Origin of the sequence: Pseudonocardia sp. ICBG1293 (genome assembly GCF_020131355.1) — a bacterium.
Taxonomy (GTDB): Bacteria; Actinomycetota; Actinomycetes; order Mycobacteriales; family Pseudonocardiaceae; genus Pseudonocardia.
On the sequence record NZ_JAHLEL010000014.1, the window covers coordinates 356,642 to 378,521 of the forward strand.

The 21,880-nt window shown below is 73.4% G+C and carries 20 protein-coding genes and 1 pseudogene; 13 read left to right on the forward strand and 8 right to left on the reverse strand.

From position 1 onward, the window contains the following. Positions 1-73: 73 nt before the first annotated feature. The 8 genes from KPF47_RS09985 (at position 74) to KPF47_RS10020 (ending at position 9,136) form a co-directional block, all read left to right on the forward strand. Positions 74-2,200: a prolyl oligopeptidase family serine peptidase gene (locus KPF47_RS09985; RefSeq protein WP_224388320.1), complete on the forward strand. Its 2,127-nt coding sequence runs from the start codon at positions 74-76 to the stop codon at positions 2,198-2,200. Further along, a complete protein-coding gene (locus KPF47_RS09990) occupies positions 2,197-3,357 on the forward strand; it encodes a hypothetical protein (RefSeq protein WP_224388322.1) in 1,161 nt (386 codons plus the stop codon). Before KPF47_RS09985 ends, KPF47_RS09990 begins: the two co-directional genes overlap by 4 nt. After that, complete coding sequence (locus KPF47_RS09995) at positions 3,272-4,186, forward strand: S9 family peptidase (protein WP_224388324.1); 915 nt, start codon at positions 3,272-3,274, stop codon at positions 4,184-4,186. The genes KPF47_RS09990 and KPF47_RS09995 overlap by 86 nt, the downstream gene beginning before the upstream one ends. A 92-nt stretch (positions 4,187-4,278) precedes the next feature. Continuing rightward, complete coding sequence (locus KPF47_RS40020; protein ID WP_224388326.1) at positions 4,279-5,571, forward strand: CdaR family transcriptional regulator; 1,293 nt, start codon at positions 4,279-4,281, stop codon at positions 5,569-5,571. A gap of 121 nt (positions 5,572-5,692) precedes the next feature. Further along, positions 5,693-6,988 (forward strand): FAD-binding oxidoreductase, encoded by a 1,296-nt coding sequence (locus KPF47_RS10005; RefSeq protein ID WP_224388328.1) that lies wholly within the window; start codon positions 5,693-5,695, stop codon positions 6,986-6,988. Between the two features lie 43 nt (positions 6,989-7,031). Next, on the forward strand, positions 7,032-7,442 hold the full coding sequence (locus tag KPF47_RS10010) for a hypothetical protein (RefSeq protein ID WP_224388330.1): 411 nt from the start codon (positions 7,032-7,034) through the stop codon (positions 7,440-7,442). Positions 7,443-7,662: 220 nt separating this feature from the next. Next, positions 7,663-8,505, forward strand: a complete 843-nt coding sequence (locus tag KPF47_RS10015; protein WP_224386276.1) for an IS5 family transposase — start codon at positions 7,663-7,665, stop codon at positions 8,503-8,505. Positions 8,506-8,665: 160 nt separating this feature from the next. After that, positions 8,666-9,136 (forward strand): nuclear transport factor 2 family protein, encoded by a 471-nt coding sequence (locus KPF47_RS10020; protein WP_224388332.1) that lies wholly within the window; start codon positions 8,666-8,668, stop codon positions 9,134-9,136. Between the two features lie 98 nt (positions 9,137-9,234). Here the strand turns inward: KPF47_RS10020 and KPF47_RS10025 are convergent, their stop codons facing one another. Continuing rightward, the gene (locus KPF47_RS10025) at positions 9,235-9,783 is read right to left on the reverse strand and encodes a TetR/AcrR family transcriptional regulator (RefSeq protein WP_224388334.1); all 549 of its coding nucleotides are present in this window, start codon (positions 9,781-9,783) and stop codon (positions 9,235-9,237) included. 271 nt (positions 9,784-10,054) lie between these two features. Between KPF47_RS10025 and KPF47_RS10030 the strand changes: the two genes are divergently transcribed. The 5 genes from KPF47_RS10030 (at position 10,055) to KPF47_RS10050 (ending at position 14,333) form a co-directional block, all read left to right on the forward strand. After that, positions 10,055-10,729, forward strand: a complete 675-nt coding sequence (locus KPF47_RS10030; protein ID WP_224388336.1) for a class I SAM-dependent methyltransferase — start codon at positions 10,055-10,057, stop codon at positions 10,727-10,729. Positions 10,730-10,734: 5 nt separating this feature from the next. After that, positions 10,735-11,754: a site-specific integrase gene (locus tag KPF47_RS10035; RefSeq protein WP_224388338.1), complete on the forward strand. Its 1,020-nt coding sequence runs from the start codon at positions 10,735-10,737 to the stop codon at positions 11,752-11,754. Between the two features lie 2 nt (positions 11,755-11,756). Further along, complete coding sequence (locus KPF47_RS10040; RefSeq protein ID WP_224388340.1) at positions 11,757-12,353, forward strand: alpha/beta fold hydrolase; 597 nt, start codon at positions 11,757-11,759, stop codon at positions 12,351-12,353. A gap of 85 nt (positions 12,354-12,438) precedes the next feature. After that, positions 12,439-12,714, forward strand: a complete 276-nt coding sequence (locus tag KPF47_RS10045) for a hypothetical protein (RefSeq protein ID WP_224388341.1) — start codon at positions 12,439-12,441, stop codon at positions 12,712-12,714. A gap of 611 nt (positions 12,715-13,325) precedes the next feature. Next, positions 13,326-14,333 (forward strand): MsnO8 family LLM class oxidoreductase, encoded by a 1,008-nt coding sequence (locus KPF47_RS10050; protein WP_255659463.1) that lies wholly within the window; start codon positions 13,326-13,328, stop codon positions 14,331-14,333. A 19-nt stretch (positions 14,334-14,352) separates the two neighbouring features. Here KPF47_RS10050 and KPF47_RS10055 read toward each other — a convergent pair. The 7 genes and pseudogenes from KPF47_RS10055 to KPF47_RS10085 all read right to left on the reverse strand — a co-directional run bounded on the left by KPF47_RS10055 (position 14,353) and on the right by KPF47_RS10085 (position 21,796). Beyond that, positions 14,353-15,917 (reverse strand): annotated as a pseudogene (locus KPF47_RS10055) (alanine/glycine:cation symporter family protein). A gap of 120 nt (positions 15,918-16,037) precedes the next feature. Continuing rightward, entirely contained in the window at positions 16,038-17,084 is a 1,047-nt protein-coding gene (locus KPF47_RS10060; protein ID WP_224388343.1) for a ferrochelatase, read from the reverse strand. A gap of 43 nt (positions 17,085-17,127) precedes the next feature. Then, a complete protein-coding gene (gene fabI, locus KPF47_RS10065; protein ID WP_224388345.1) occupies positions 17,128-17,904 on the reverse strand; it encodes an enoyl-ACP reductase FabI in 777 nt (258 codons plus the stop codon). A 74-nt stretch (positions 17,905-17,978) separates the two neighbouring features. Further along, positions 17,979-18,689, reverse strand: a complete 711-nt coding sequence (fabG, locus tag KPF47_RS10070; RefSeq protein ID WP_224388347.1) for a 3-oxoacyl-ACP reductase FabG — start codon at positions 18,687-18,689, stop codon at positions 17,979-17,981. Positions 18,690-18,756: 67 nt separating this feature from the next. Then, on the reverse strand, positions 18,757-19,746 hold the full coding sequence (locus KPF47_RS10075; RefSeq protein WP_224388349.1) for a VWA domain-containing protein: 990 nt from the start codon (positions 19,744-19,746) through the stop codon (positions 18,757-18,759). Next, on the reverse strand, positions 19,743-20,720 hold the full coding sequence (locus KPF47_RS10080) for a DUF58 domain-containing protein (protein ID WP_224388351.1): 978 nt from the start codon (positions 20,718-20,720) through the stop codon (positions 19,743-19,745). The genes KPF47_RS10075 and KPF47_RS10080 overlap by 4 nt, the downstream gene beginning before the upstream one ends. Continuing rightward, the gene (locus KPF47_RS10085) at positions 20,717-21,796 is read right to left on the reverse strand and encodes a MoxR family ATPase (protein WP_224388353.1); all 1,080 of its coding nucleotides are present in this window, start codon (positions 21,794-21,796) and stop codon (positions 20,717-20,719) included. The genes KPF47_RS10080 and KPF47_RS10085 overlap by 4 nt, the downstream gene beginning before the upstream one ends. Positions 21,797-21,880 lie beyond the last annotated feature (84 nt).

Below are 21,880 nucleotides of genomic sequence, written 5' to 3' on the forward strand. Positions count from 1 at the left end.
AATCGTCGGCTGTGCACCTACGCCCCGGAGACCACACTTGGTAGGTCTGCCCGCGAGCAGGAAGGACACGAGGATGCCCGGTGATCGTCCGCAGTATCCGGAGGCGAGGACCGTCGACGTCCGGGACGTCGTGGCGGGTGTCGACTCCCCCGATCCCTACCGCTGGCTGGAGGACGACTCCGACGAGGTCGCCGCCTGGCAGCGGGACCAGCAGTCGCTGACCGACACGATGATCGGCGGGTGGCCGCACCTGGCCGCGCTGCACGCGTCGGTCGACACGTTCGTCGCCGACGGGACCGGGTCGAGCAACTGGATGGTCGAGCCGGCGCCGCGGTACGCAGGCGGTCGCTGGTTCCGCCTCGACCGGACGCCCGATCCGGACTACCCGGACCGGGCCGCGCTGGTCGTCTCCGACGGACCGGACCTCCCCGGAACGGTCCTCTACGACCCGGACACCGACGGCAACCGCCAGATCTCGTGGTTCGCGCCCTCCCCGGACGGGCGGATCGTGGCGTTCGCGGTCTGCGCGGACGGCTCCGAGCTCGGCGAGGTCAGGCTGCTCGACGCGGAGAGCGGCGACCGCCTCGCGGACCGGATCCCGCAGCGGACCATGGGACCGCTCGTCACTCCACAATGGGTGCCGGACGGTTCCGGGTTCTTCTACACGGCCGCCGACACGTCCTCCGGGACGTTCGCCCTGCGAACGTACTTCCACGCGGTCGGCGCCCCTCCCCCCGACGAACCGGAGCCGTTCGACGTCGCCCACGGGCCCACCGTGCAGGTCTCCGCCGACGGCAGGCGCGCGGTCGTCTCCGCGGTGTGGCCGCTGCCGCAGTACGTGTGCGACCTGCCCGGGCGGGCGTGGCGACCGTTCGTCCGCGACGTCGACGCCTCGGTCGCGGGCGTGATCCACGGCGACCGGTACATCGCGGTCACCGATCACGGCGCTCCCCGCGGACGGATCGTCGCGATCCCGTTCGACGCCCCGGCGCCGTCGGACCCCGCCACCTGGCAGGAGCTGGTCGCGGCCTCCGACCGCGTGCTCGGCCACGTCCGGTTGATCGGTGACCGCCTGGTGGTGACCGGCTCGGTCGACACCGAGGCGCGTGCCTGGGTCTTCGATCTCGACGGCCGCGAGCTGGAGGAGGTACCGCTGCCCGGCCGCGGAGCGTTCCCGCTGGACGTGCTGCCCCACGCCTCGCTGGTGCCGCCGGAGCACCCGGAGGAGTTCCTCTTCGCCTTCTCCACCCCGACGTCGTCGCCGGGCGTGTACAGCTACCGCCCGGGTTCGGGTCGGCTGAGCACGCTGCGCGAACCCCGCGTCCGTCTGCCGGGGGCCGGCGTGTCGCTGCGCCGGGCCCGGTCCGCGGACGGCACCGAGGTGCCCTACCACCTCGTCCGGCCGGCCGGCACCGACGGGACGCAGCCGTCGCCCACGCTCATCACCGCCTACGGGGGCGGCCGGGTCGCCTGGCCCGCCCAGTTCCCCGGGCCGGTCGCGGCGTTCGTCGCGGCCGGCGGGACGCTGGTCATCTCGCACCAGCGCGGGGGCGCGGACCTCGGCTCCGACTGGGCCGACGCCGGGCGCCTCCGGAACAAGCAGAACAGCTTCGACGACCTGTACGCGATCGCGGAGGACCTGGTCCGCACCGGGGTCACCACGCGGGACCGGCTCGCCGTGACCGGGTGGAGCAACGGCGGACTCATGGCCGGGGTCGCCTTCGCCCAGCGCCCGGAGCTGTGGGCGGCGGTGGTCGCCCAGTGCCCGATCCTCGACGTGATCGGCTGCCACCGCCATCCCTACGGCCGGTTCGCGGTCGGCGCCGAGTACGGCGACCTCGACGACCCGGACGAGGTGACCCGGCTCGCCGGGATCTCGCCGTACCAGCTGATCGAGAACGGCACGGCCTACCCGGCGCTGTACGTGCACGCCGGCGGCGCCGACGTCGCGTGCCCGCCGGGGCCGATCCGCAAGTTCGTCGCCCGGGTGCAGGCGGTGCCGGACACCACCGCGCCGCAGCTGCTCCGGGTCTGGGACCGCGTCGGGCACGGAACGGCGACCTCCCGGTCCGACGGCGTCACCCACGCCACCCACTGGCTCGCCTTCCTGATGCAGCGGCTCGACCTGACGCCCGTCGATCCGACCGCCGGGGAGACTCGCCCACACGAGACCACGGCAGGATCCGGGGGAGCCCGATGACACAGCGGAGCACGCAGCAGCAGGCGCAGTACGACAGGGTCCTGGCACACCTGCAGGCACTGCACGAGCCCGGGTTCGGTGGCCCGTCGAGCATCCGGGAGCCGCACGTGACCCGGGACGGGCGGCGCACGGTGGTCACCGCGGACGTCCTGGACGAGCTCGACGGCGTGCCGCGGAACGCGCTCCACACGGCCGAGGACGGCCGCTTCCGGCAGGTGTCGGCCACGGGCGCATCGGCGCGGTCCGGCCGGTTCTCGCCGGACGGGCACACCCTGGCGTTCCTGGCCGACCGGGGCGAGCGCGGGGTGTTCCAGCTCCACCTGCTGGTCGACGGCAGGCTGGGTGAGGCGCAGGCGGCGCCCCCGGTGCCCGGCACGGTCGAGTACCTGCACTGGTCGCCCGACGGCAGGCGGATCCTGCTGGGCGTCGCGGGTCTCGGCGCCGACCTGTCCGGCGGACAGGGATCGGGGGTCAACCGACGCGACGCCGACGAGACACCGTCGTGGTTCCCCCGCATCGACGACGGGGCCGGGGAGCAGGCACGGCGCAGCCTCTGGCTGTACACGCCGGGGACCGGGGCGCTCGACCGGCTCTCCGCGGCGGGCCTGAACTGCTGGGAGGCGGGCTGGTGCGGCCCGGAGCGGGTCGCGGCGATCACCTCCGACGGGCCCGGCGAGGACGACTGGTACCGCGCGGACCTGAGCCTGTTCGAGCCGGTCGGCTCGATCCGGAAGGTGCTGGGCAGCGACGTCCAGCTCGCCCTGCCGACCGGCTCCACCGACGGTCGGTGGCTGTCGGTGGTCGAGGCGGTGTGCAGCGACCGCTGGGTGGTGGCCGGTGACCTGCTGGTGGTGGACCGCACCTCCGGGGCGGTGCGGCGGATCGACGTGCGCGGCACCGACGTCTCCCGGGCTGGAGTGGCTCGACGAGACCCGGCTCGGCTACGTCGGGCTGCGGCACCTGGACTCGGTCGCGGGCGTCGTCGACGTCGCACACGACGGGACGACGGAGGTGTCGGAGATCTTCTCGACGGCCTCGGCGTGCGGCGGGAGCACCTTCCACCCGGACGGCGTGTTCACCGCCGACGCCACGGTGTGCACGATCCAGGAGTCCTACGCGCTGCCGCAGCAGCTCGTCGTGTCCGGCTCCGGCGGTGACCGGGTGCTCGCCTCGGTGGCCCACCCCGGGACCGAGTACCTGCGTTCCGTCGCCGGGACCGCGCAGGTGGTCACCTGGGACGCGCCGGACGGCACGGAGATCGAGGGGATCCTGTGCACGCCGGAGGGGGACGGTCCGTTCCCGCTGGTGGTGAACGTCCACGGCGGGCCGATCTGGGCGTTCCGCAACCAGTGGTCGATGCGGTCGTCGTGGGTCCCGCTGCTGGTGTCCCGCGGGTACGCGGTGCTCAACCCGAACCCGCGCGGCAGCGCCGGGCGCGGCCAGCACTTCGCCGGCCTGGTCGTCGGCGACATGGGCGGGGCCGACACCCACGACCTCCTGTCCGGCATCGACGCACTCGTGGAGCGCGGTGTGGTCGACGGGGGCCGGGTCGGTCTGATCGGCGGGAGCTACGGCGGCTACATGTCGTCGTGGCTGGTCACCCAGGACCGGCGGTTCGCGGCGGCCGTGCCGATCGCCCCGGTGACCGACTGGTACAGCCAGGGCTTCACGAGCAACATCGCCGCCTGGGGCAACCGGTTCCTCGACGCCGACCCGGAGCAGCACGGAACCCGGGCACACACCCGCAGCCCGGTGCTGCACGCCAGCAAGGTCCGCACGCCGTGCCTGACCGTGGCGGGGGCACTGGACAACTGCACACCACCCGGCCAGGCCCAGGAGTTCCACCAGGCGCTGCAGGCACACGGCGTGGCCTCGGTGCTGGCGGTCTACCCGCAGGAGGGGCACGGGGTGCGCGCCTACCCGGCGCAGGTCGACTTCCTGGCGCGGGCCGTGGACTGGTTCGAGCTCCACATGCCGGCCCGGTAGCGCAGGCTCCCCCGGGGAACACGGACTCCCGCGCAGATGCCGGATGCCTATGCTGCGGATCCGTCCCAGGAACATCCGGAGGTCGTGCGCTGGTGGCGAAGCGGGCACGGGACCGGCTGCACACGGCCGGCACCGAGGACGAGGCGGGCCTGCAGGAGGCCGTCGACGCACTGGCCGAGCGGCTGCAGCGGTCGGTCGCAATCGACGACCCGAACATCCGCCTGCTCGCGGCCAGCAGGCACTTCGGTGACGAGGACGAGACGCGCATCCGATCGGTGCTCGGCCGGGACGTCGACGACGAGGTCCGCGAGCTGGTGCAGGCGCAGGACGTCTGGCAGCTCACCGAGCCGGCCCGCCTGACCCTGCCGCTCCCCGGCGTCACACCCCGGTTGTGCGTGCCGATCCGGTGCGCGGGTCTGCTGCTCGGGTTCCTGTGGTTGATCGAGGACGCCCCGCTCACCGAAGAGCAGATCGCGGACTCCGTGGAGGTCGCCGAGACGATCGGACTGCGTCTCTACCGTCGCGACGTCGCGCTGGAGCGTCGGCGTGCCCGGATGGAGGTGCTCCTGCGGGGGCTCGTGTCGTCCGACACGGCCACCCGGGGCGACGCGCTGTCCGAGCTCCGCGAGGACGACCTGCTCCCCGAGGCCGACCACGTCGAGGTCGCCGTCGTCGGCCGCCGCGCTGCCGCCCACGCCGACGACGACGCCGCCGATGTCGACCGGGCCCTCGCCACGGCACTGGCCCAGGCCGCCGACCAGGTCCTGCGACGCGCACCCGGACACAGCACGCTCGTCTGGGTCCGCCGCACCGGTCTGGTCGTCCTCGTCGCGGGGGACCAGGTGGCGGGCCACCAGGTGGAGCAGGTCGCGGCCCGGGTCACCGCCGAGCTGGACCGGGCGACCGGGGGCGGCTGGACGGCCGGCACCGGGAGCCACGACGGCGGCCTGGCGGAGGCCCGCCAGGCCTATCGGCACGCGGTGATCGCGAACCGCGCCGCTCAGCACCTGCCGGAGTTCGCGAACGTCGTGACCTGGGAGGAGCTCGGCGTCTACGGGCTCCTCGCCATGCTCACGCCCGGTGACCTGGACATCTCGTCGTATCCGGCGCCGCTGCTCCGGCTGGCCGGGCACCGCGGCGCCCGGCTGCTCCTGGAGACCGCGGAGACCTTCCTGGACCTCGCGGGCGACGTGCAACGTGCGGCGGCGGAGCTGCACATCCACCGGGCGACGCTCTACCAGCGTCTGTCGCGCATCGAGCAGCTCACCGGTCTGAGCTTCGCCAACGGCGGGGACCGCCTCACCTTCCACCTGGGGGTCAAGATCGCCCGGTTGGCGGGCACGTACGACCGGTTGGTCGCGTCACCGCGCCGCCCGGACCGGTAGCGCGCCGGTCGCGACACATGTCGTGCCGGTGGGTCCGCACCGCGCGACACCTGCGGCTGTCGGGGCGCCCGGGGCCCGACCATGCTGGTCAGGGACCCAGGCCCTCCGGACAAGGACACCCATGAGAACTGACACCGTGGTCATCGGAGCCGGAGTGGTCGGCTCCTCGATCGCACTCGAACTCGCCCGCGGCGGTCGGCGGGTCGTCGTCGTCGACAAGGCGGGCGGGGTCGGGCACGGCTCGACCAGCGCGTCGAGCGCCGTGGTCCGATTCAACTTCTCCACCCGCGCCGGGGTCGCGGCGGCCTGGGAGTCCCGGTTCGCCTGGGAGTCGTGGGCCGACCATCTCGGTGGCGAGGACCCGGCCGGGATGATCCGGTACGTCCGCACCGGGCTGGCCGTGCTCGACGTCGACGCGGCCCCGCGCAGCATGTTCGTCCCGCACCTGGAGCAGGCGGGCGTGCCCTTCGAGGAGTGGGACGCCGCGACGCTCGCGCAGCGCATCCCGGGTATCGACGTCGGCCGCTACTGGCCGCCGAGGTCCCTCACCGACGAGCGCTTCTTCGACGACGCGCAGGGCACCGTCGGGGCGGTGTACACACCAGACGCGGGCTACGTCAGCGATCCGCAGCTCGCGGCGCACAACCTCGCGTGGGCCGCGGAGCGTCACGGCGCCCGGTTCCTCCTGCGCCGCACGGTCACGGCGATCGAGCGCGGCGACCGGGTCCGTGCGGTCCTGCTCGACGACGGGACCCGGGTCGACGCGGACGTGGTCGTCAACGCAGCGGGCCCCTGGTCGTCGGCGATCAACCGGCTCGCCGGGGTGGGCTCGGACTTCACGATCTCGCTGACGCCGATGCGTCAGGAGGTCGCCCACGTCCGCGCTCCGGCGGGTCTGCATCCGGAGGGCGGCGCGAGCATCTCGGTCGCCGACCTGGACCTCGGTGTCTACCTGCGCGGCGAGGTCGGCGGGGGGCTGCTCGTCGGCGGCACCGAACCCGAGTGCGACCCCTTCCAGTGGCTGGAGTGTCCCGACGACGCGCATCCGGACGCCACCATGGAGGTCTTCGAGGCCCAGACCGTGCGGGCGGCGCGACGGCTGCCGGAGCTGCAGGTCCCGCACCGCGCCCGCGGGGTGGTCGGGGTGTACGACGTCACCGACGACTGGACCCCGGTCTACGACCGGACCGACCTGCCCGGCTTCTACGTCGCGGTCGGGACCAGCGGTAACCAGTTCAAGAACGCCCCCGTCGTCGGCCGGCTCATGACGGCGATCATCGACCGGGTCGAGAGCGGGGGCGATCACGACGCCGAGCCCGTCCGGTTCCTCGCCGAGCACACCGGCGCCGAGATCGATCTCGCGGCCTTCTCCCGACGGCGTGCGGTCAACAGCAGCAGCGGCACCGTCATGGGATGAGCCGGGCACGACGTGGAGCGCGACGCCCCGGGGAGGCGGCAGGATGTCCACAGTGGTGTTCATGTCGGGCGAGCACGTGGTGCGGATGAACGATCTGCTGCGACGCTCGCCCGACGTCCGGGAGGCGTGCGCGGCGCTGGACCGCGACTACACGATCGCCTACGAGCTGCACGACGCTCCGGACGGCGGCACCGTGTACTGGGTGCTGGCGTTCGAGCGCGGCACCGGGGCGCGGTTCTCCCTGGAACCATCGGGCACCGCCGATCTCACCTACGTCGGCGGCTGGCGCGCCGCGATACGCGCCGCCCGGGCGGCCCGCGCCGGTCGGACCTCCGACGAGGACCCGTTCGAGCTGCGCGGCGACCCGTCCGTCCCCGCGCGTATCGCCGGCGCCTACCGGGTGGCACAGCGGGTCGCGACCATCGGGACAGAGCTACCCGACGTCCGGCCGTAGCGCCCCGGACCGTGCTGGACGGCGTGGTCACCCCGGGAGGAGGGGAACCGGCCGAGGTTCGACGTGGTCGCGTCGTCGACGTATGTTATGAATCCCTCACTAACTAAGAGGTCGCGCGGATTGGTCACAGCTTGGCCGCGGTCGAGTGTCTGGGGGCGAGGGCGGGTACGGGCCTGCCGATCATGAAGTTATCTACGCTTCGTGATCGTCTGGAGGCCGCGTGCCCACCCTGCCATCATGGCTGACCGAGCCGTTGTGGGACCAGTTCACCGCGCTGCTGCCTCATCGAGACGAGTTCGATCCCACCCATCCGCTGGGCTGCCATCGCCGCCGGATCGCGGATCGGATCGTGTTCGACAAGCTCCTGCAGGTACTGCGGTTCGGCTGCTCGTATGAGGGCATCGCTGACAGCACCTGCTCGGCGACCACCATCCGCGATCGTCGTGACGAGTGGATCAGGCTCGGGGTCTTCGCCCAGCTGCGTCGGATCGTCCTGGACGCCTACGACCGCATCGTCGGTCTGCTGCTGCACGACATCGCCGTCGATGGCGCCATCACCAAGGCCCCCGGCGGCGGCGAGGTCGCCGGTCCGTCGCCGGTGGACCGGCGCAAACAGGGTATGAAACGTTCGGTGCTCGTCGAGGGATACGGCATCCCGCTGGGCCGAGTCCTGGCCGGAGCCAACCGGCACGACTCCCCGCTACTGGGCCCCACCCTCGACCGCCTCGATGCTCTCGGCCCGCTGCCCGACGACATCACCGTGCACCTCGACGCCGGCTATGACTCCGGCAAGACCCGCGACACGCTGGCCGAACGAGGCCTGCACGGCGAGATCGCGCACAAGGGTGAGAAAGCGCCGATCCAGGCCACCCGCCGCTGGCACGTCGAGCGGACCAACGCTTGGCACAACAGCTTCAACCGGCTGCAGCGCTGCTACGAACGACGAGAAATCGTCGTCGACGCGTTCTTCGACCTCGCCGACACGATCGTCACACTCCGTAGCTTGATTCGGCAGGCCTGGACCACACACCGCTGGAACGCCCGACCTGCACGACGTCCATGATCACCAACCAATCCGCGCGACCTCTAAGAGGTCGTTTCAGAACGACTTGTCGAGTTTCCATTGACCCCTCGACGACAGATCAAACGGCAGGTCAGATAGCCGCTTGTCGTCTACAACAGACACGTCGACCTCGTTCTGAAATGACCTCTAAGGAGTGGGCATGGTCGTGGACGACATCGCCGACCGTCGTGCGGCGGCGCAGCACGCTGTGGCCGAGCACCTACGGCTGACCGCCGCGGGACGCGTCGACGAATGGGTGGAGCTGTTCGCCCCGGACGCGGTGCTCGAGTTCCCGTTCGCCCCGGCCGGCGTGTCGCCACGGGTCGCCGGACGCGATGCGCTGATCGCGCACATGCGTCGTTTCCCCGAGACCTTCGACGTGGAGTTCGTCGATCTGGTCTTCCACGAGACCGTCGATCCGAGCCTCGTGATCGCCGAGTTCCGTTCGACGGGTACGGCGCGGCCGACCGGCAAGCCCTACGAGCAGACCTGCATCTCGGTCGTCCGGACCGATGACGACGCCCGCATCACCCACTACCTGGACTACTGGAACCCGTTGGTGGCGATCGAGGCACTCGCACCGGACGATGTGACGTCCGGCTCCGACCTCAGTGCTCCTTTCGGCACCTGAGGGGGCCGCGCCCGCCTCGACGGGACCGCGAGTCCGCCCGGCACCTCGCCGTCGACGGCCACCGCCCCTCCCGATGAGCCGGCACGACGCGCGTGGGCTCACCCGCGCAGCACACGGGCCCACGGCTCGTCGGTCTCCTGCAGGTCCAGCGCGGCGACCACGGTGTCGAGCATGCCGTCGGCGAACCAGTGACGGACGACCTGCTCGTCCCCGCCCAGGAGCTCACCGACCAGTGCCACCTGGCTCGCGTAGCAGGCCCGTACGGCGGCGCCCACCGACGGCTCGGTCGCAGCGCAGTTGGCCTGGAGGAGGAAGCGCAGGACGTCGCGGTCACCGATGATCCCCGCCCAGGCCGCCCTCGTCGCCCGCAGCGCGCCGTCGCGGCCGGTGTCCGGGCTCCCGATCCGCGTGGCATGGGCCCGCAGCGCCTCGGACAGGAGCCGCGAGACCCGGCGGACCGCCTCGACGAACAACGCCTCCTTGCCGGGGAACAGGCGGGCCACGTAGGGCTGGGAGATCCCGGCCCGGTCGGCGATCTCCTGCGTCGTGGTTCCGTACAGCCCCCGGCGCGCGAAGCAGGCGATGGCGGCGTCCAGCACGGCCTCACGGCGCTGATCGCTCTTGACGTGCGTGCCTGCGGCGGGCATGCCCCCAGTCAATCACGCGATCCACCCTCGGTCGGCGCTCGACGCCCTCGCCGGGTCGGACCGGCGCCGCGGCGCATCGTCCCCGTCGCGACCGCCGAGACCCCCTCCGCCCGCGTCCGGCGGCGACCCACCGGCGTCCCCGCCCGCCGCACCCCGGGAGCGGACCTCGTCGGGGGTATCACCGGCACCTCCCGAGCCGGGCACGGTCGACGGCGCCGGCAGCGTGGTAGGTATCGGTCCTCGCGACCACGATCGCCCCGGAGGTGCCCCCGTGACCGGACCGGTCCCCCGTCCCGCCGATCTCGACGCCGTGCGGGACTCCTACGACCGCGTCGCCGCCCGGTACGTCGAGCTGGTCGTCGACACCGGGATCGGCGACGTCGGAGCCCACCCCTGGCTGCGCGCCGCCATGGACGTCTTCGCCGACGCCGTCCGGGGGCGCGGCCCGGTCCTAGACGTCGGCTGCGGGCCGGGTCAGGTCACCGCCCACCTGGTCGAGCGCGGCGTCGACGCCTCCGGGGTGGACCTCTCCCCCGCGATGGTCGCGCAGGCCCGCCGGCTCCACCCGCACTGCCGCTTCGCGGTCGGGTCGGCGACCGAGCTGGGGGTCCCGGACGGTTCGCTGGCCGGGGTGCTGGGCTGGTGGTCGCTGTTCAACCTGCCCCGCGACGTCCTGCCACCGGTCCTGGCCTCCTTCACCCGCGCACTCGCCCCCGACGGGCGGCTGATCATGGCCACCCACGTCGGCGACGGCGATCTCGTCCGGACCGAGGCCTACGGCGGCGTGCCCGTCCGCTGGATCACCCACCTGTGGCAGCCCGAGCAGCTGCGGGACCTCATCGAGGGCGCCGGGCTGTGCCCCGAGGCCGAGGTCCGGCTCCCCGCCCAGGGCGCGGGCGGGGCGGGCGTGGTGATCGTCGCCCGCGCACCGGGCCCGGCAGAATGACCGCCGTGACCGACCCCGTGCCGGACCCCGTGCCCGGCGGCGAGCTGCTCGCACCGCAGGTGGACCTGCCCCTGACCGAGCAGGAGGCCGCCTACGTCGCCGCCGCCCGCTCGGCCAACACCCGGCGCGGCTACGCCTCGGACTGGCGGGAGTTCAGCGGGTGGTGCGCCCGGCACGGGCACCGGCCGCTGCCCGCGGCCCCCGAGGCGCTGTCGGGCTACATCACCGAGCTCGCGGGTGCCGGGGCGAAGGTCGGGACCATCAGCCGCCGGCTGTCGTCGGTCCGGTTCGTGCACCTGATGCGCGACCTGCCCGACCCCACCGACGCCCGTCGCGTCACCGCCGTCTGGGAGGGCATCCGCCGCACCCACGGCGCCCCGCCGGTGCAGGCGCGGCCGTTGATGCCGCCCGACCTCGACGACGTCGTCGACGCCTGCCCCGCCGTCCGCAGTTCGCGGGCACGCGCCGACGAGGAGGACCTCGCCGGGCTGCGCGACCGGGCCCTGCTGCTCGTCGGGTTCTTCTCCGCGCTGCGCCGCTCGGAGCTGGCCGCGCTCACCGTCGCCGACATCGCCGACCACCCCCGCGGACGCGTCCTGTCGATCCCCCGGTCCAAGACCAACCCCTACGGCACCGAGCCCGAGCTGGTCGTCCTCCCGCACGCCCACCGGGCCACGCGCTGCCCGGTCACCGCGCTGCGGGCCTGGCTCGGCGCCGCCGGGATCACCGAGGGCCCGGTGCTGCGCAAGGTCACCCGTGGGAACCGGGTCACCGACGGTCCGCTGCACCCCGAGTCGGTCAACGCGATCGTGCAGCGTGCCGTGGCCCGCGCCGACATCGGCCCCGGCCCCTGGTCCGCGCACTCGCTGCGCGCGGGCCACGTGACCTACGCCCACCAGCGGGGCGCCTCCGACCGGGCCATCGCCCACCAGACCCGGCACCGTTCCCTGGCCACCGTCGGCACCTACATCCGGATCGACAACGCCTGGGAGGACAACTCCGCCGCCCTGCTGGCCGGGCTGTAGCCGTGCCCCGGTACCCGCCGATCGAGCCCTACGACGCCGGGACCCTCACCACCACCGACGGCCAGTCCCTGTACTGGGAGACCTGCGGCAACCCCCGCGGCCACCCCGCCCTGCACCTGCACGGCGGCCCCGGGTCGGGCTCCACGGCAGGCGCGCGCCGGTACTTCGACCCCGAGCGGTACCGGATCGTGCTGTTCGACCAGCGCGGCTGCGGCCGCAGCAGGCCGCTCGCCTCCGACCCCGACGTCGACCTCGGACGCACCCAGACCACGCAGCTGCTGCTCGACGACATCGAGCGGCTCCGCGAGCTGCTGGCGATCCCCTCCTGGGTGGTGCGGGGCGGCTCCTGGGGCACCACCCTCGCGCTGGCCTACGCCCGGGCCCACCCGCAGCGCGTCGACGCGCTCGTCCTCGCCGCGGTCACGACGACGACCGCGCGGGAGGTCCGCTGGATCACCGAGGACATGCGCCGGATCTTCCCCGCCGCGTGGGACCGGTTCGCCGGCGCCGTGCCCGCCCATCTGCGCGGCACCCCCCTCGTCGACGCCTACGCGACCCTGCTCGCCGACCCGGACCCGGAGGTCCCACGCCGCCGGTGAGTGGTGCCGCTGGGAGGACACCCACGTCTCCCTCGCGCCGGGCCACGCGCCGAGCCCCCGCTACGACGACCCGGCGTTCCGGCTGGTGTTCGCCCGGCTGGTCACGCACTACTGGCGGCATGCCGCCTTCCTCCCCGACGGCGCCCTGCTCCGCGGCGCGGCACGGCTCGCCGGGATCCCCGGTGTGCTCGTCCACGGGCGCTACGACGTCAGTGGTCCGCCGGACATCGCCTGGGACCTGCACCGGCGCTGGCCGGGGAGCGAGCTGCGGCTCATCGACGACGCCGGGCACGGCGGTGGCGGCGCCTTCACCGACGCCGTCGTCGACGCCCTGGACCGGGTCCTCCCCCCTCGTCGCTGACCAGCCCCCACCGGGCCCACCACGGCGGGGCCGCAGCCCCGGACCGTCCGCCCCCGGCCGGCGCGGAGGCGGCTTCCGTGGTCGTGGGCGGGTCGGGTGGTCGTCGTTTCGTCGACGGATCGTTGGCGTCAACGTTTCGTTGACCACGGTGCCCACGGATGTCCGGAGCCGTCCCGGCGGGGTGCGAGTGGGCGCATCCGAGGCGGGCTCCGGGGGCGTCGTCGGCGCCCGCGTCGACGACGGGGGCCCGCCCGTGCGCGGGCAGCTGCACCGGGCGACACCCCGGCCACTGCGGTGTGGGGCGCCGGCATGGTGCGGGCCGGTCCCGGTGCTCACCCCGGGCCGCGCCGAGGTGCCGCCGGTCCTGGGCACGGCGGCAGCCGCGCGGGCGCCGACCCCTCCCCCGGGCTCCCGGTCCGTGGGTGTCGCTGTTCGGTTGACCGCGCGTCGGCGTCAATGATTCCTTGACACTGTGATCCCTGCGCCGCGGTCGCCGGCGCGTTGACCCTCCGCCCACGGCGCGCCTACATTCCGGGAACGATCCCCGGTGCCGACACCGTGCACCCCGCCCGTCGCAGGAGTGCACCCTGTCCACGATCCCGCTGTCGTGCCTGGACCTGAACCCGGTCCGGCCCGGCGGAACCGCCGCCGACGTCGTCGCCGACGCCGTCGCGCTCGCGCAGCAGGCCGAGGCGCTCGACATGCGGCGCTACTGGGTCGGTGAGCACCACCTCGCCCCCACGCTCGGGTCGACCAGCCCGATGGTCCTGCTGTCCCACCTCGCGGCCCGCACCGGGCGCATCCGGCTCGGCGTCGCCGCGACGCCGGTCGCCTACCACCCGCCACTGCGTCTGGCCGAGGACGCCACCCTGCTCTCGGCGCTGTCCGGCGGCCGTGCCGACCTCGGGCTGGGCCGGTCCGTCGCCGCCCGTACACCGCGCACCGTGGGGGTCGAGCACGACCGCGCCCACGTCGAGGCCCGGTTGCTCGAACGCGGCCTGGGCTCGTTCTCCGGGCGCTGCGACCAGCTCCTGCGCCTGCTCGCCGGCAAGGAGCCGGGACTGCAGGGGGCACCGGTCGAGCTGCTCGAGGCCGTACCCCCGCAGGTCTGGGTGCACGCGGCCGGAGCGGGCGAGAGCGCCGACTACGCCGCCCGCAACGGGCTGCCGATGGGCGTCGCCTACTTCTCCCGGCCGGGTACCGTGCTGGAGGCGATCGACCTGTACCGGGAACGGTTCGTGCCCGGCCCCTACCGGGACCGCCCGTACGTGGCGATCGCCGTGTCGGCACTGGCCGCGGACACCGACGACGAGGCGGCGTCCCTGGGCACGGGCTACGACGTCTGGCTGCGCGGACTCGCCCTCGACGGCGGCAGGCACCACTACCCCACCGCCGCCGAACGGGCCGATCTCCCGCCGCTGGACCCCGACGAGCTGGTCGCCCTGGACGACCGGCTGCGCACCCGGGTCGTGGGCCGGGCCGACGTGGTCGCACACCGGCTCGCCGCGATCGTCGAGGCCGCGGAGGCCGACGAGCTGGTCGTCGAGACCGTGGCCCCCACCCTCGCCGACCGCCTGCGTTCCTACGAGCTGCTCGCCCGGGCCTGGGCCCGGCTCTGAGCCGGGCCCACCCGACGGGTCAGAGCATCGCGCGCTCGGACGGCTCCACCTCGGTGACCTCGCCGGAGGCCAGCTTCGCGCGGAACGCGCGGACCTCCCGCTTCACCACCGGGGCCAGCACGTACAGGCCCAGGATGTTGAAGAACGCGAGCAGGAACAGGACCGCGTCGGCGAAGTCGAGCACGCTCCCCAGGGTCAGCACCGAGCCGACGATCACGAAGAAGCAGAAGATCGCCTGGTAGATGCGCTCGGTCACGACGTTCTTGCCGAACAGGTACGTCCAGGCCTTCTGACCGTAGTAGCCCCACGTGATGATCGTGGACACGGCGAACAGGAACACCGCGACCGCCAGCACGTAGGGGAACCACGGCAGGACCGTGGCGAACGCGTCGGAGGTGACGAGCACGCCGTCGGCCACCTCGTCGCCACCGGTGGCGAACGCGGTCGCCTGGGCCTGCTGCCAGAACGGCGTGCCGGCGATGACGATCGTCAGCGCCGTCATGGTGCAGATGACCACGGTGTCGACGAACGGCTCGATCAGGGCCACGTAGCCCTCGGTGGCCGGGTTCTTCGTCCGCACCGCCGAGTGCGCGATCGGCGACGAGCCCAGGCCCGCCTCGTTCGAGAACGCCGCCCGCTGGAAGCCCACGATCATCGCGCCCAACGCGCCCCCGACGACACCCTCCGCGGAGAACGCACCCGCCAGGATGAGCCCGACCGCCGTGGGGACCTGCGCGATGTTCACCGCGATGACGACCAGGCAGGCGGTGACGTAGACGATCGCCATCGCCGGGACGAGGCGGCCGGTGACCGCGCCGACGGACTTGATGCCGCCGAACACGACCGCCCCGACGAGCGCCGCCAGCAGCAGACCGAAGACGAACGCGGCGCCGCCGCTGCCGAGCAGTCCGGTCTCGCCGCCGGTGACGTTGCGGAGCTGGGCGAAGGTCTGGTTGGCCTGGAACATGTTCCCGCCGGCGACCCCGAAGAAGAGGATCATCACCGCCGCACCGGCCGCCAGCACCTTCCCCAGGCCGCGGCCGAAGGCGTTCGGGATGCGCTCGGCCACGCCGATCCGCAGGTAGTGCATCGACCACCGGACACGGTGCCGTCGGCGTGCACCTCGCGGTACTTCACCCCGAGGGTGCACTCGACGAACTTGGTCGCCATGCTCAGCAGACCGGCGACGATCATCCAGAAGGTCGCGCCCGGCCCGCCGACGGTGACCGCGACGCCGACCCCGGCGATGTTGCCGAGCCCGACGGTCCCGGACAGGGCGGAGGCCAGCGCCTGGAAATGGGTGATCTCCCCCGGCTCGTCGCGACGGGTGTAGCGGCCGCGGACGATGCGCAGGGCGAGCCCGATGTTGCGGAACTGGACGAACCCGAAGTACAGGGTGAACAGCACGCCCGCCAGGATCAGCCAGCCGACGATGATCGGGAAGTCGGCGCCGAGGACGGTCACCTCGTAGAAGACGATGCCGGACAGCCCGGAGGAGATGGGGTCGAACACCGAGTTGATCGAGTTCTCGATGTTCTCGAGCACGCCGGGTTGCGACGGCACCGTGGACGGGAGGGAGGACATGATCGGCTACCTCACCCGATCGCCACTCGAACCGCAACAATCCGGACGAACAGTTACATGATCGTCCTTATCGGGCAGTGACACCGGCCGGATCGCCGGGGCGCCACGGCCGGCCGCGGGTCAGCTCGGCCGGGCGGGCCGACGCTGCGGTACGCAGCAGTCCACCGCGCACGGCGCCCCGTTGCGGGTGCACCCCGCGGACGGGCCGGTGCCCAGCCGCCGGGCGGGGACGCCGTCGGTGTGCTCCCGCACCAGCTCGACGACCATGTCGGCGAAGCGCGGGTCCGGCCCGGCCGTGGTGGCCCTGGCGAACCCCATGCCGTGCTCGGCGGCGCGCTCGGCCGCCTCGTTGTCCAGGTCCCAGACGACCTCGACGTGGTCGGACACGAACCCGACCGGCGCGACGACGACCGCGGGCACCCCCTTGGCGTGCAGGTCATCGATGTGGTCGACGATGTCGGGCTCCAGCCACGGCACCTGCGGCGGCCCCGAGCGGGACTGCCAGACCACGTCGAACTCGTCGGCACCGACCTGGGCGGCGACCAGCGCCGCGGCCTCGGCGACCTGGCGCGAGTAGCGGTGCCCGCCGTCGGCGGGTGTCCCGGCGGCCGTGTCGGCCGATGTCGGGATGGAGTGCGCGGTGAACACCAGACGCGCCGCGTCCCGGAGGTCCTCGGGCAGCTGTGCCCAGGCGGCCCGCACCGCGTCGGCGTTCGCGCGCACGAAGTCCGGGTGGTCGTGGAAGTGGCGCAGCTTGACCAGCTCGGGGGCCGCGACGCCGACCGCGTCACGGGCCCGGGCGATGTCCTCGTGGTACTGTCGGCAGGCCGAGTAGCCACCGTAGGCGCTGGTCGCGAACACCAGGGCCCGGCCGACCCCGGCCTCGGTCATCTCCCGCACCGTGTCCTCGGCGAAGGGTCGCCAGTTGCGGTTGCCGAAGTACACCGGCAGGTCCGTGCGCGCGGTGATCGCCGCGACCAGCTCCCGGTTGCGGGCGTTGATCGGTGACACCCCGCCGAAGTGCTGGTAGTGCTCCTCGACGGCGTCGAGCCGCTCCGGCGGTACCCCGCGGCCCCGCGTCACGTTCTCCAGGAACGGTCGGACCTCGTCGGGGGCCTCGGGGCCGCCGAAGCTGAGCAGCAGGATGGCGTCGAACTGTTCGGGCACGCGCCCGATTATCGACGCCACCCGGTGCGCGCGCTCCCCGGCCTCACACGCCGACGGCGTGCACCCCGCCGTCGGCCATGATCATCGAGCCGGTGGTGGTGGGCATCCAGTCCGAGAGCGCCGCGCAGACGGTCCTCGCGACCGGCACCGGGTCGTTCATGTCCCAGCCGAGCGGGGCGCGCTTGTCCCAGACGTCCTCGAACGCGGCGAACCCCGGGATCGACCGGGCGGCCATCGTCCGCACCGGGCCCGCGGCGACCAGGTTGACCCGGATGCCGTCGCGGCCCAGCTCACGGGCCAGGTAGCGGGTGACCGACTCCAGCGCGGACTTGGCGACGCCCATCCAGTCGTAGGCCGGCCAGGCCTGCCGGTTGTCGAAGTCCATGCCGACGATCGATCCGCCGGGACCCATCAGCGGCTTGCACGCCACGGCCAGGGACTTCAGCGAGTAGGCGCTGACCTGGATCGTGGTGGCGACGTCCTCCCACTCGGCCGTCAGGAAGGCCCCCTCGCCGAGCGCACCGGCCGGGGCGAAGCCGATCGAGTGCAGCACGCCGTCCAGGCGGGGCTCGTCACCCAGGTGCGGGGAGATCCGCTCGACCAGCGAGTCGAGCTGGCCCTGGTCGGACACGTCCAGCTCGACGACCGGTGCGGGCTTCGGCAGCCGCTGCGCGATCCGCTCGACCAGACGCATCCGGCCGAAGCCGGTGAGCACGACCTCGGCGCCCTGCTCCTGGGCGATCTTGGCGGAGTGGAAGGCCAGCGAGGCGTCGGTGATCACACCGGTGATCAGCAGCCGCTTGCCGTCGAGCAGTCCCATGACGTCCTTTCGAGAGTTCTGCGGGGCCGGGGCCGCGGTGGGCCCGGTGTCGATGGTCGCTCCGCGAGCGACGCTCAGTGCCCCATGCCCATGCCGCCGTCGACCGGGACGACCGCCCCGGTGACGTAGCCGGCGCCGGGCGAGGCGAGGAAGGTGACGACCGAGGCGATCTCGTCGGTGTCGGCGTAGCGGGCCAGCGGGATGGTCCCCAGGATCTCCGTGCGCCGCTTCTCGGGCAGCGCGCGGGTCATGTCGGTGTCGACGAACCCCGGGGCGACGACGTTCGCGGTGATGCCCCGGCTGCCGAGCTCGCGGGCGACCGAGCGGGCCAGCCCGACCAGGCCGGACTTCGAGGCCGCGTAGTTGACCTGGCCCGCCGAGCCACTGAACCCCACGACCGACGACACGAAGATCATCCGGCCCGTCCTCGCCTTCAGCATGCCGCGGGAGGCGCGCTTGGCGACCCGGTAGGCCGCGGTCAGATTGGCGTCGACGACCTTGGTGAACGAGTCCTCGGCCATCCGCATGAGCAGCCCGTCGTCGGTGATCCCGGCGTTGGACACCAGGATCTCGACCGGGCCGTGCGCGGCCTCGGCCTCGGTGAACGCGGCGTCGACGGACCCGGCGTCGGTCACGTCGCAGTGCACCGGCAGCAGCCCGTCCCCGATGTCGTCCTTCCCAGAGCGGTAGGTCACCGCCACCTGGTCGCCCTGGGCGGCGAACGCTCTCGCGATCGCCAGCCCGATGCCGCGGTTTCCTCCGGTCACCAGCACGCTGCGTCCCACGGGGGGAGAACCTAACGCACTACCGGCCGGTACCCGTCGGCGGAGATCACCCTCACCGCGGGCCGGGTCACGGCAGCCGCCGCCCGAGCAGGATGCCCGCACCGAGCCCACCGATCAGCAGCACGAAGCCGCCGACCATCCACGGCCTGCTCGCGTCGACCTCGCGTTCCTCGTAGCCCAGCGCCTCGGACAGGTCGGAGTAGACCGCGCGCAGCTCGGACTCGGTGGCGGCGGTGAAGAACCGTCCGCCCGAGAGCTGCGCGATGCGCTCCATCGAGGCGTCGTCGACGGCGACCGGGGTCCGCCCGCCGTCCAGCTCGATCGTGCCGTAGCTGGTGCCGAACGAGATCGTGGACACGGGGATGCCGCGGTTCTTCGCCTCGGTGGCCGCGGTGAACGAGCCACGCGGCTCGGTCTCCCCGTCCGGCCCCGGCACGGTCTGGGTGCCGTCGGAGAGCAGCACGATCCGGGCGGGCGGCGGCACGCCCTCGGCGTCCGGCCCGCCCTGCAGCGACCGGGAGAACGTGTCGATCGACTGCATCGCGGTGAAGATCGCCTCACCGGTCGCGGTGGACTCGGCGAGCTGCAGGTTGTCCACGCCGTTCTTCACCGCGCTGCGGTCGGTCGTGGGCGACACCAGCACCGCCGCCGTCCCGGCGAAGGACACCAGCCCCAGGTTCACACCCGGGGTGAGCTGGTCGGCGAACTGCTTGGCCGCGGCCTGCGCCGCGGCCAGCCGGGTCGGGGCGACGTCGGTGGCCTTCATCGACAGCGACACGTCGATCACCAGCATCACCGTGGCCCGGTTGCGGGGCACCTTCGCCGTCGCCTGCGGCCCGGCGAGCGCCACGGTCAGTACGGCCAGGGCCGCGATCAGCGCGATCGCCGGGAGGTGCCGCCACCGGCCGGGCCGCTTCGGGGCGACCGAGTCCAGCAGCTCCAGGTTGGTGAACCGGACGACGTCCCGACGGCGCCGGCGCAGCAGCCACACGTAGGCCACGACGAGCCCGGCCACGACGAGCAGGCCGAGCAGCCACCAGGGGGCGGTGAAGGTCATGCCGGCCCCCACGGGGCCGCCGTGCCGCTGCCACGGGCCGCGGTACTGCTGCGCGGGGCCGCGGTACTGCTGCGCGGGGCCGCGGCGTGCTTGCGCGCGACGGCGAACCGCACGATGTCGGCGACCCAGTCAGTGTCGGTCCGCAGCGTCAGGTGCCCGGCCCCGCAGCGGCGCAGCGCCGTGGCGACCCGGTCCCGGTGCTCGGCGGCGGCCGCGGCGAACTCGCGACGCAGCAGCGGCGTGGTGTCGACCTCGCGCTGCCGCCCGGTCTCGGGGTCGGCCAGGACGACGGTCCCGACATCGGGCAGCTCCAGCTCCCGCGGGTCGACGACCTCGATCGCGAGCAGCTCGTGCCGGGCCGAGAGTGCCCGCAGCGACCGCTCCCAGACGGGCTCGCCGAGGAAGTCCGACACCACGACGACCAGCCCGCGCCGGCGCGGAGGGCGGCGCAGCTCGTCGAGGGCACCGGCCAGGTCACCGCGGACGCCCTCCACGGCCGCGGGCATGGTGGCCACCCGGCGGACCAGGCCGCGGGCGTGCGCCAGGCCGCCGCGGGCCGGCAGCCGCAGCGTCGTCTCCCCGTTCGCGACGACGGCACCGAGCCGGTTCCCGCCGCCGGTGGTCAGCTGCGCGACCGCGGTCAGCCCGGCCAGTGCCAGGTGCCGCTTGTCGGTGCGGGCGGTGCCGTAGTCGATGCTGCGCGACAGGTCCACCACCGCCCAGGTCTCCAGCTCCCGGTCGGCGACCGTCTCCCGCACGTGCGGCGCGGTCGTGCGGGCGGTGACCGACCAGTCCATCCGGCGGACGTCGTCACCGGGCTGGTACGGGCGCGCGTCGCCGGGCTCGGTGCCCGGACCGGGCAGCAGCCCGATGTGGTTGCCCTGGAGCAGGCCGTCGAGACGCCGCCGGACGGTGAGCTCCAGGGTCCGCAGGGACGCCTCGAGCCGGACGAGGTCGGGGGACCCCGCCGTCACGCCGGGCCCTGGCCCGCGCCCGGCGCGGGCGGCGGCCACGCCGACGACGCGGCATCGGGGGCTCCCCCGGGCCGGGCACTGACCTGGGGCAGCGGAACCGTCTGCAGGACCCGGGTCACGATGTGGTCGACCGGCACCTGGTCGGCGATCGCGTCGTAGGACAGCACGAGACGGTGCCGCAGCACGTCCGGCGCGACCTCCAGCACGTCCTGCGGGAGCACGTAGTCACGGCCGCGGACCAGGGCCAGCGCCCGGGCGGCGGACACGATGCCCAGCGACGCGCGCGGCGAGGCGCCGTAGGCGATCCAGGACGCGACGTCGGCCAGGCCGTGCTCGGACGGCAGCCGGGTCGCGACGACCAGCCGCACGACGTAGTCGACCAGGGCGTGGTGCACGAACACGTCCGCCGCGGTGCGCTGCAGGCGGACCAGCTCGTCGGGGGTGAGGACCTGGGAGGGCGACGGCGGCGTCGAGCCCATCCGGTAGATGATCTCCCGCTCCTCCTCGACGCCCGGGTACTCGATGATGAGCTTGAACAGGAAGCGGTCGCGCTGCGCCTCGGGCAGCGGGTAGACGCCCTCGTTCTCGATCGGGTTCTGGGTGGCGAGCACCAGGAACGGGTCGGGCATCGGGTGGTCGCGGCCGGCCAGGGAGAGCTTGCGCTCGGCCATCACCTCGAGCATCGCCGACTGCACCTTCGCCGGTGCACGGTTGATCTCGTCCGCGAGCACGAAGTTGGCGACGACCGGACCCAGCTCGACGTCGAACTCCTCGCGCCCCTGCCGGTAGATCCGGGTGCCGAGGATGTCGGCGGGCACCAGGTCGGGGGTGAACTGCAGCCGGGAGAAGCTGCCGCCCACGACCGTCGCGAACGTCTCCACCGCGAGGGTCTTCGCGACGCCGGGCACGCCCTCCAGGAGCAGGTGCCCCTTGGCGAGGAGCCCCACCAGCATCCGTTCGACCAGCCGGTCCTGACCGACGACCACCCGCTTCACCTCGAGCACCGCTCGCTCGAGCCGCTCGGCGTCGCGGGCGGGGGTGATCGGGTCCGGACCGGTCGGGGCAGTCGTGCTCACGGTCCCATCCCACCGCGTCGGCCGTGTGGGGGCGGTGAGGCGTCGCGCCGTGCGCCCACAGGAATTCCTATAGGATCTAGGCTT

Excerpts from the sequence above, each read along its gene's own strand:
- KPF47_RS09985 (WP_224388320.1), top strand. The coding sequence starts at position 74 with ATGCCCGGTGATCGTCCGCAGTATCCGGAGGCGAGGACCGTCGACGTC.
- KPF47_RS09990 (WP_224388322.1), top strand. The coding sequence starts at position 2,197 with ATGACACAGCGGAGCACGCAGCAGCAGGCGCAGTACGACAGGGTCCTG.
- KPF47_RS10005 (WP_224388328.1), top strand. The coding sequence starts at position 5,693 with ATGAGAACTGACACCGTGGTCATCGGAGCCGGAGTGGTCGGCTCCTCG.
- KPF47_RS10010 (WP_224388330.1), top strand. The coding sequence starts at position 7,032 with ATGTCCACAGTGGTGTTCATGTCGGGCGAGCACGTGGTGCGGATGAAC.
- KPF47_RS10020 (WP_224388332.1), top strand. The coding sequence starts at position 8,666 with ATGGTCGTGGACGACATCGCCGACCGTCGTGCGGCGGCGCAGCACGCT.
- KPF47_RS10025 (WP_224388334.1), bottom strand. The coding sequence starts at position 9,783 with ATGCCCGCCGCAGGCACGCACGTCAAGAGCGATCAGCGCCGTGAGGCC.
- fabI (WP_224388345.1), bottom strand. The coding sequence starts at position 17,904 with ATGGGACTGCTCGACGGCAAGCGGCTGCTGATCACCGGTGTGATCACC.
- KPF47_RS10075 (WP_224388349.1), bottom strand. The coding sequence starts at position 19,746 with ATGACCTTCACCGCCCCCTGGTGGCTGCTCGGCCTGCTCGTCGTGGCC.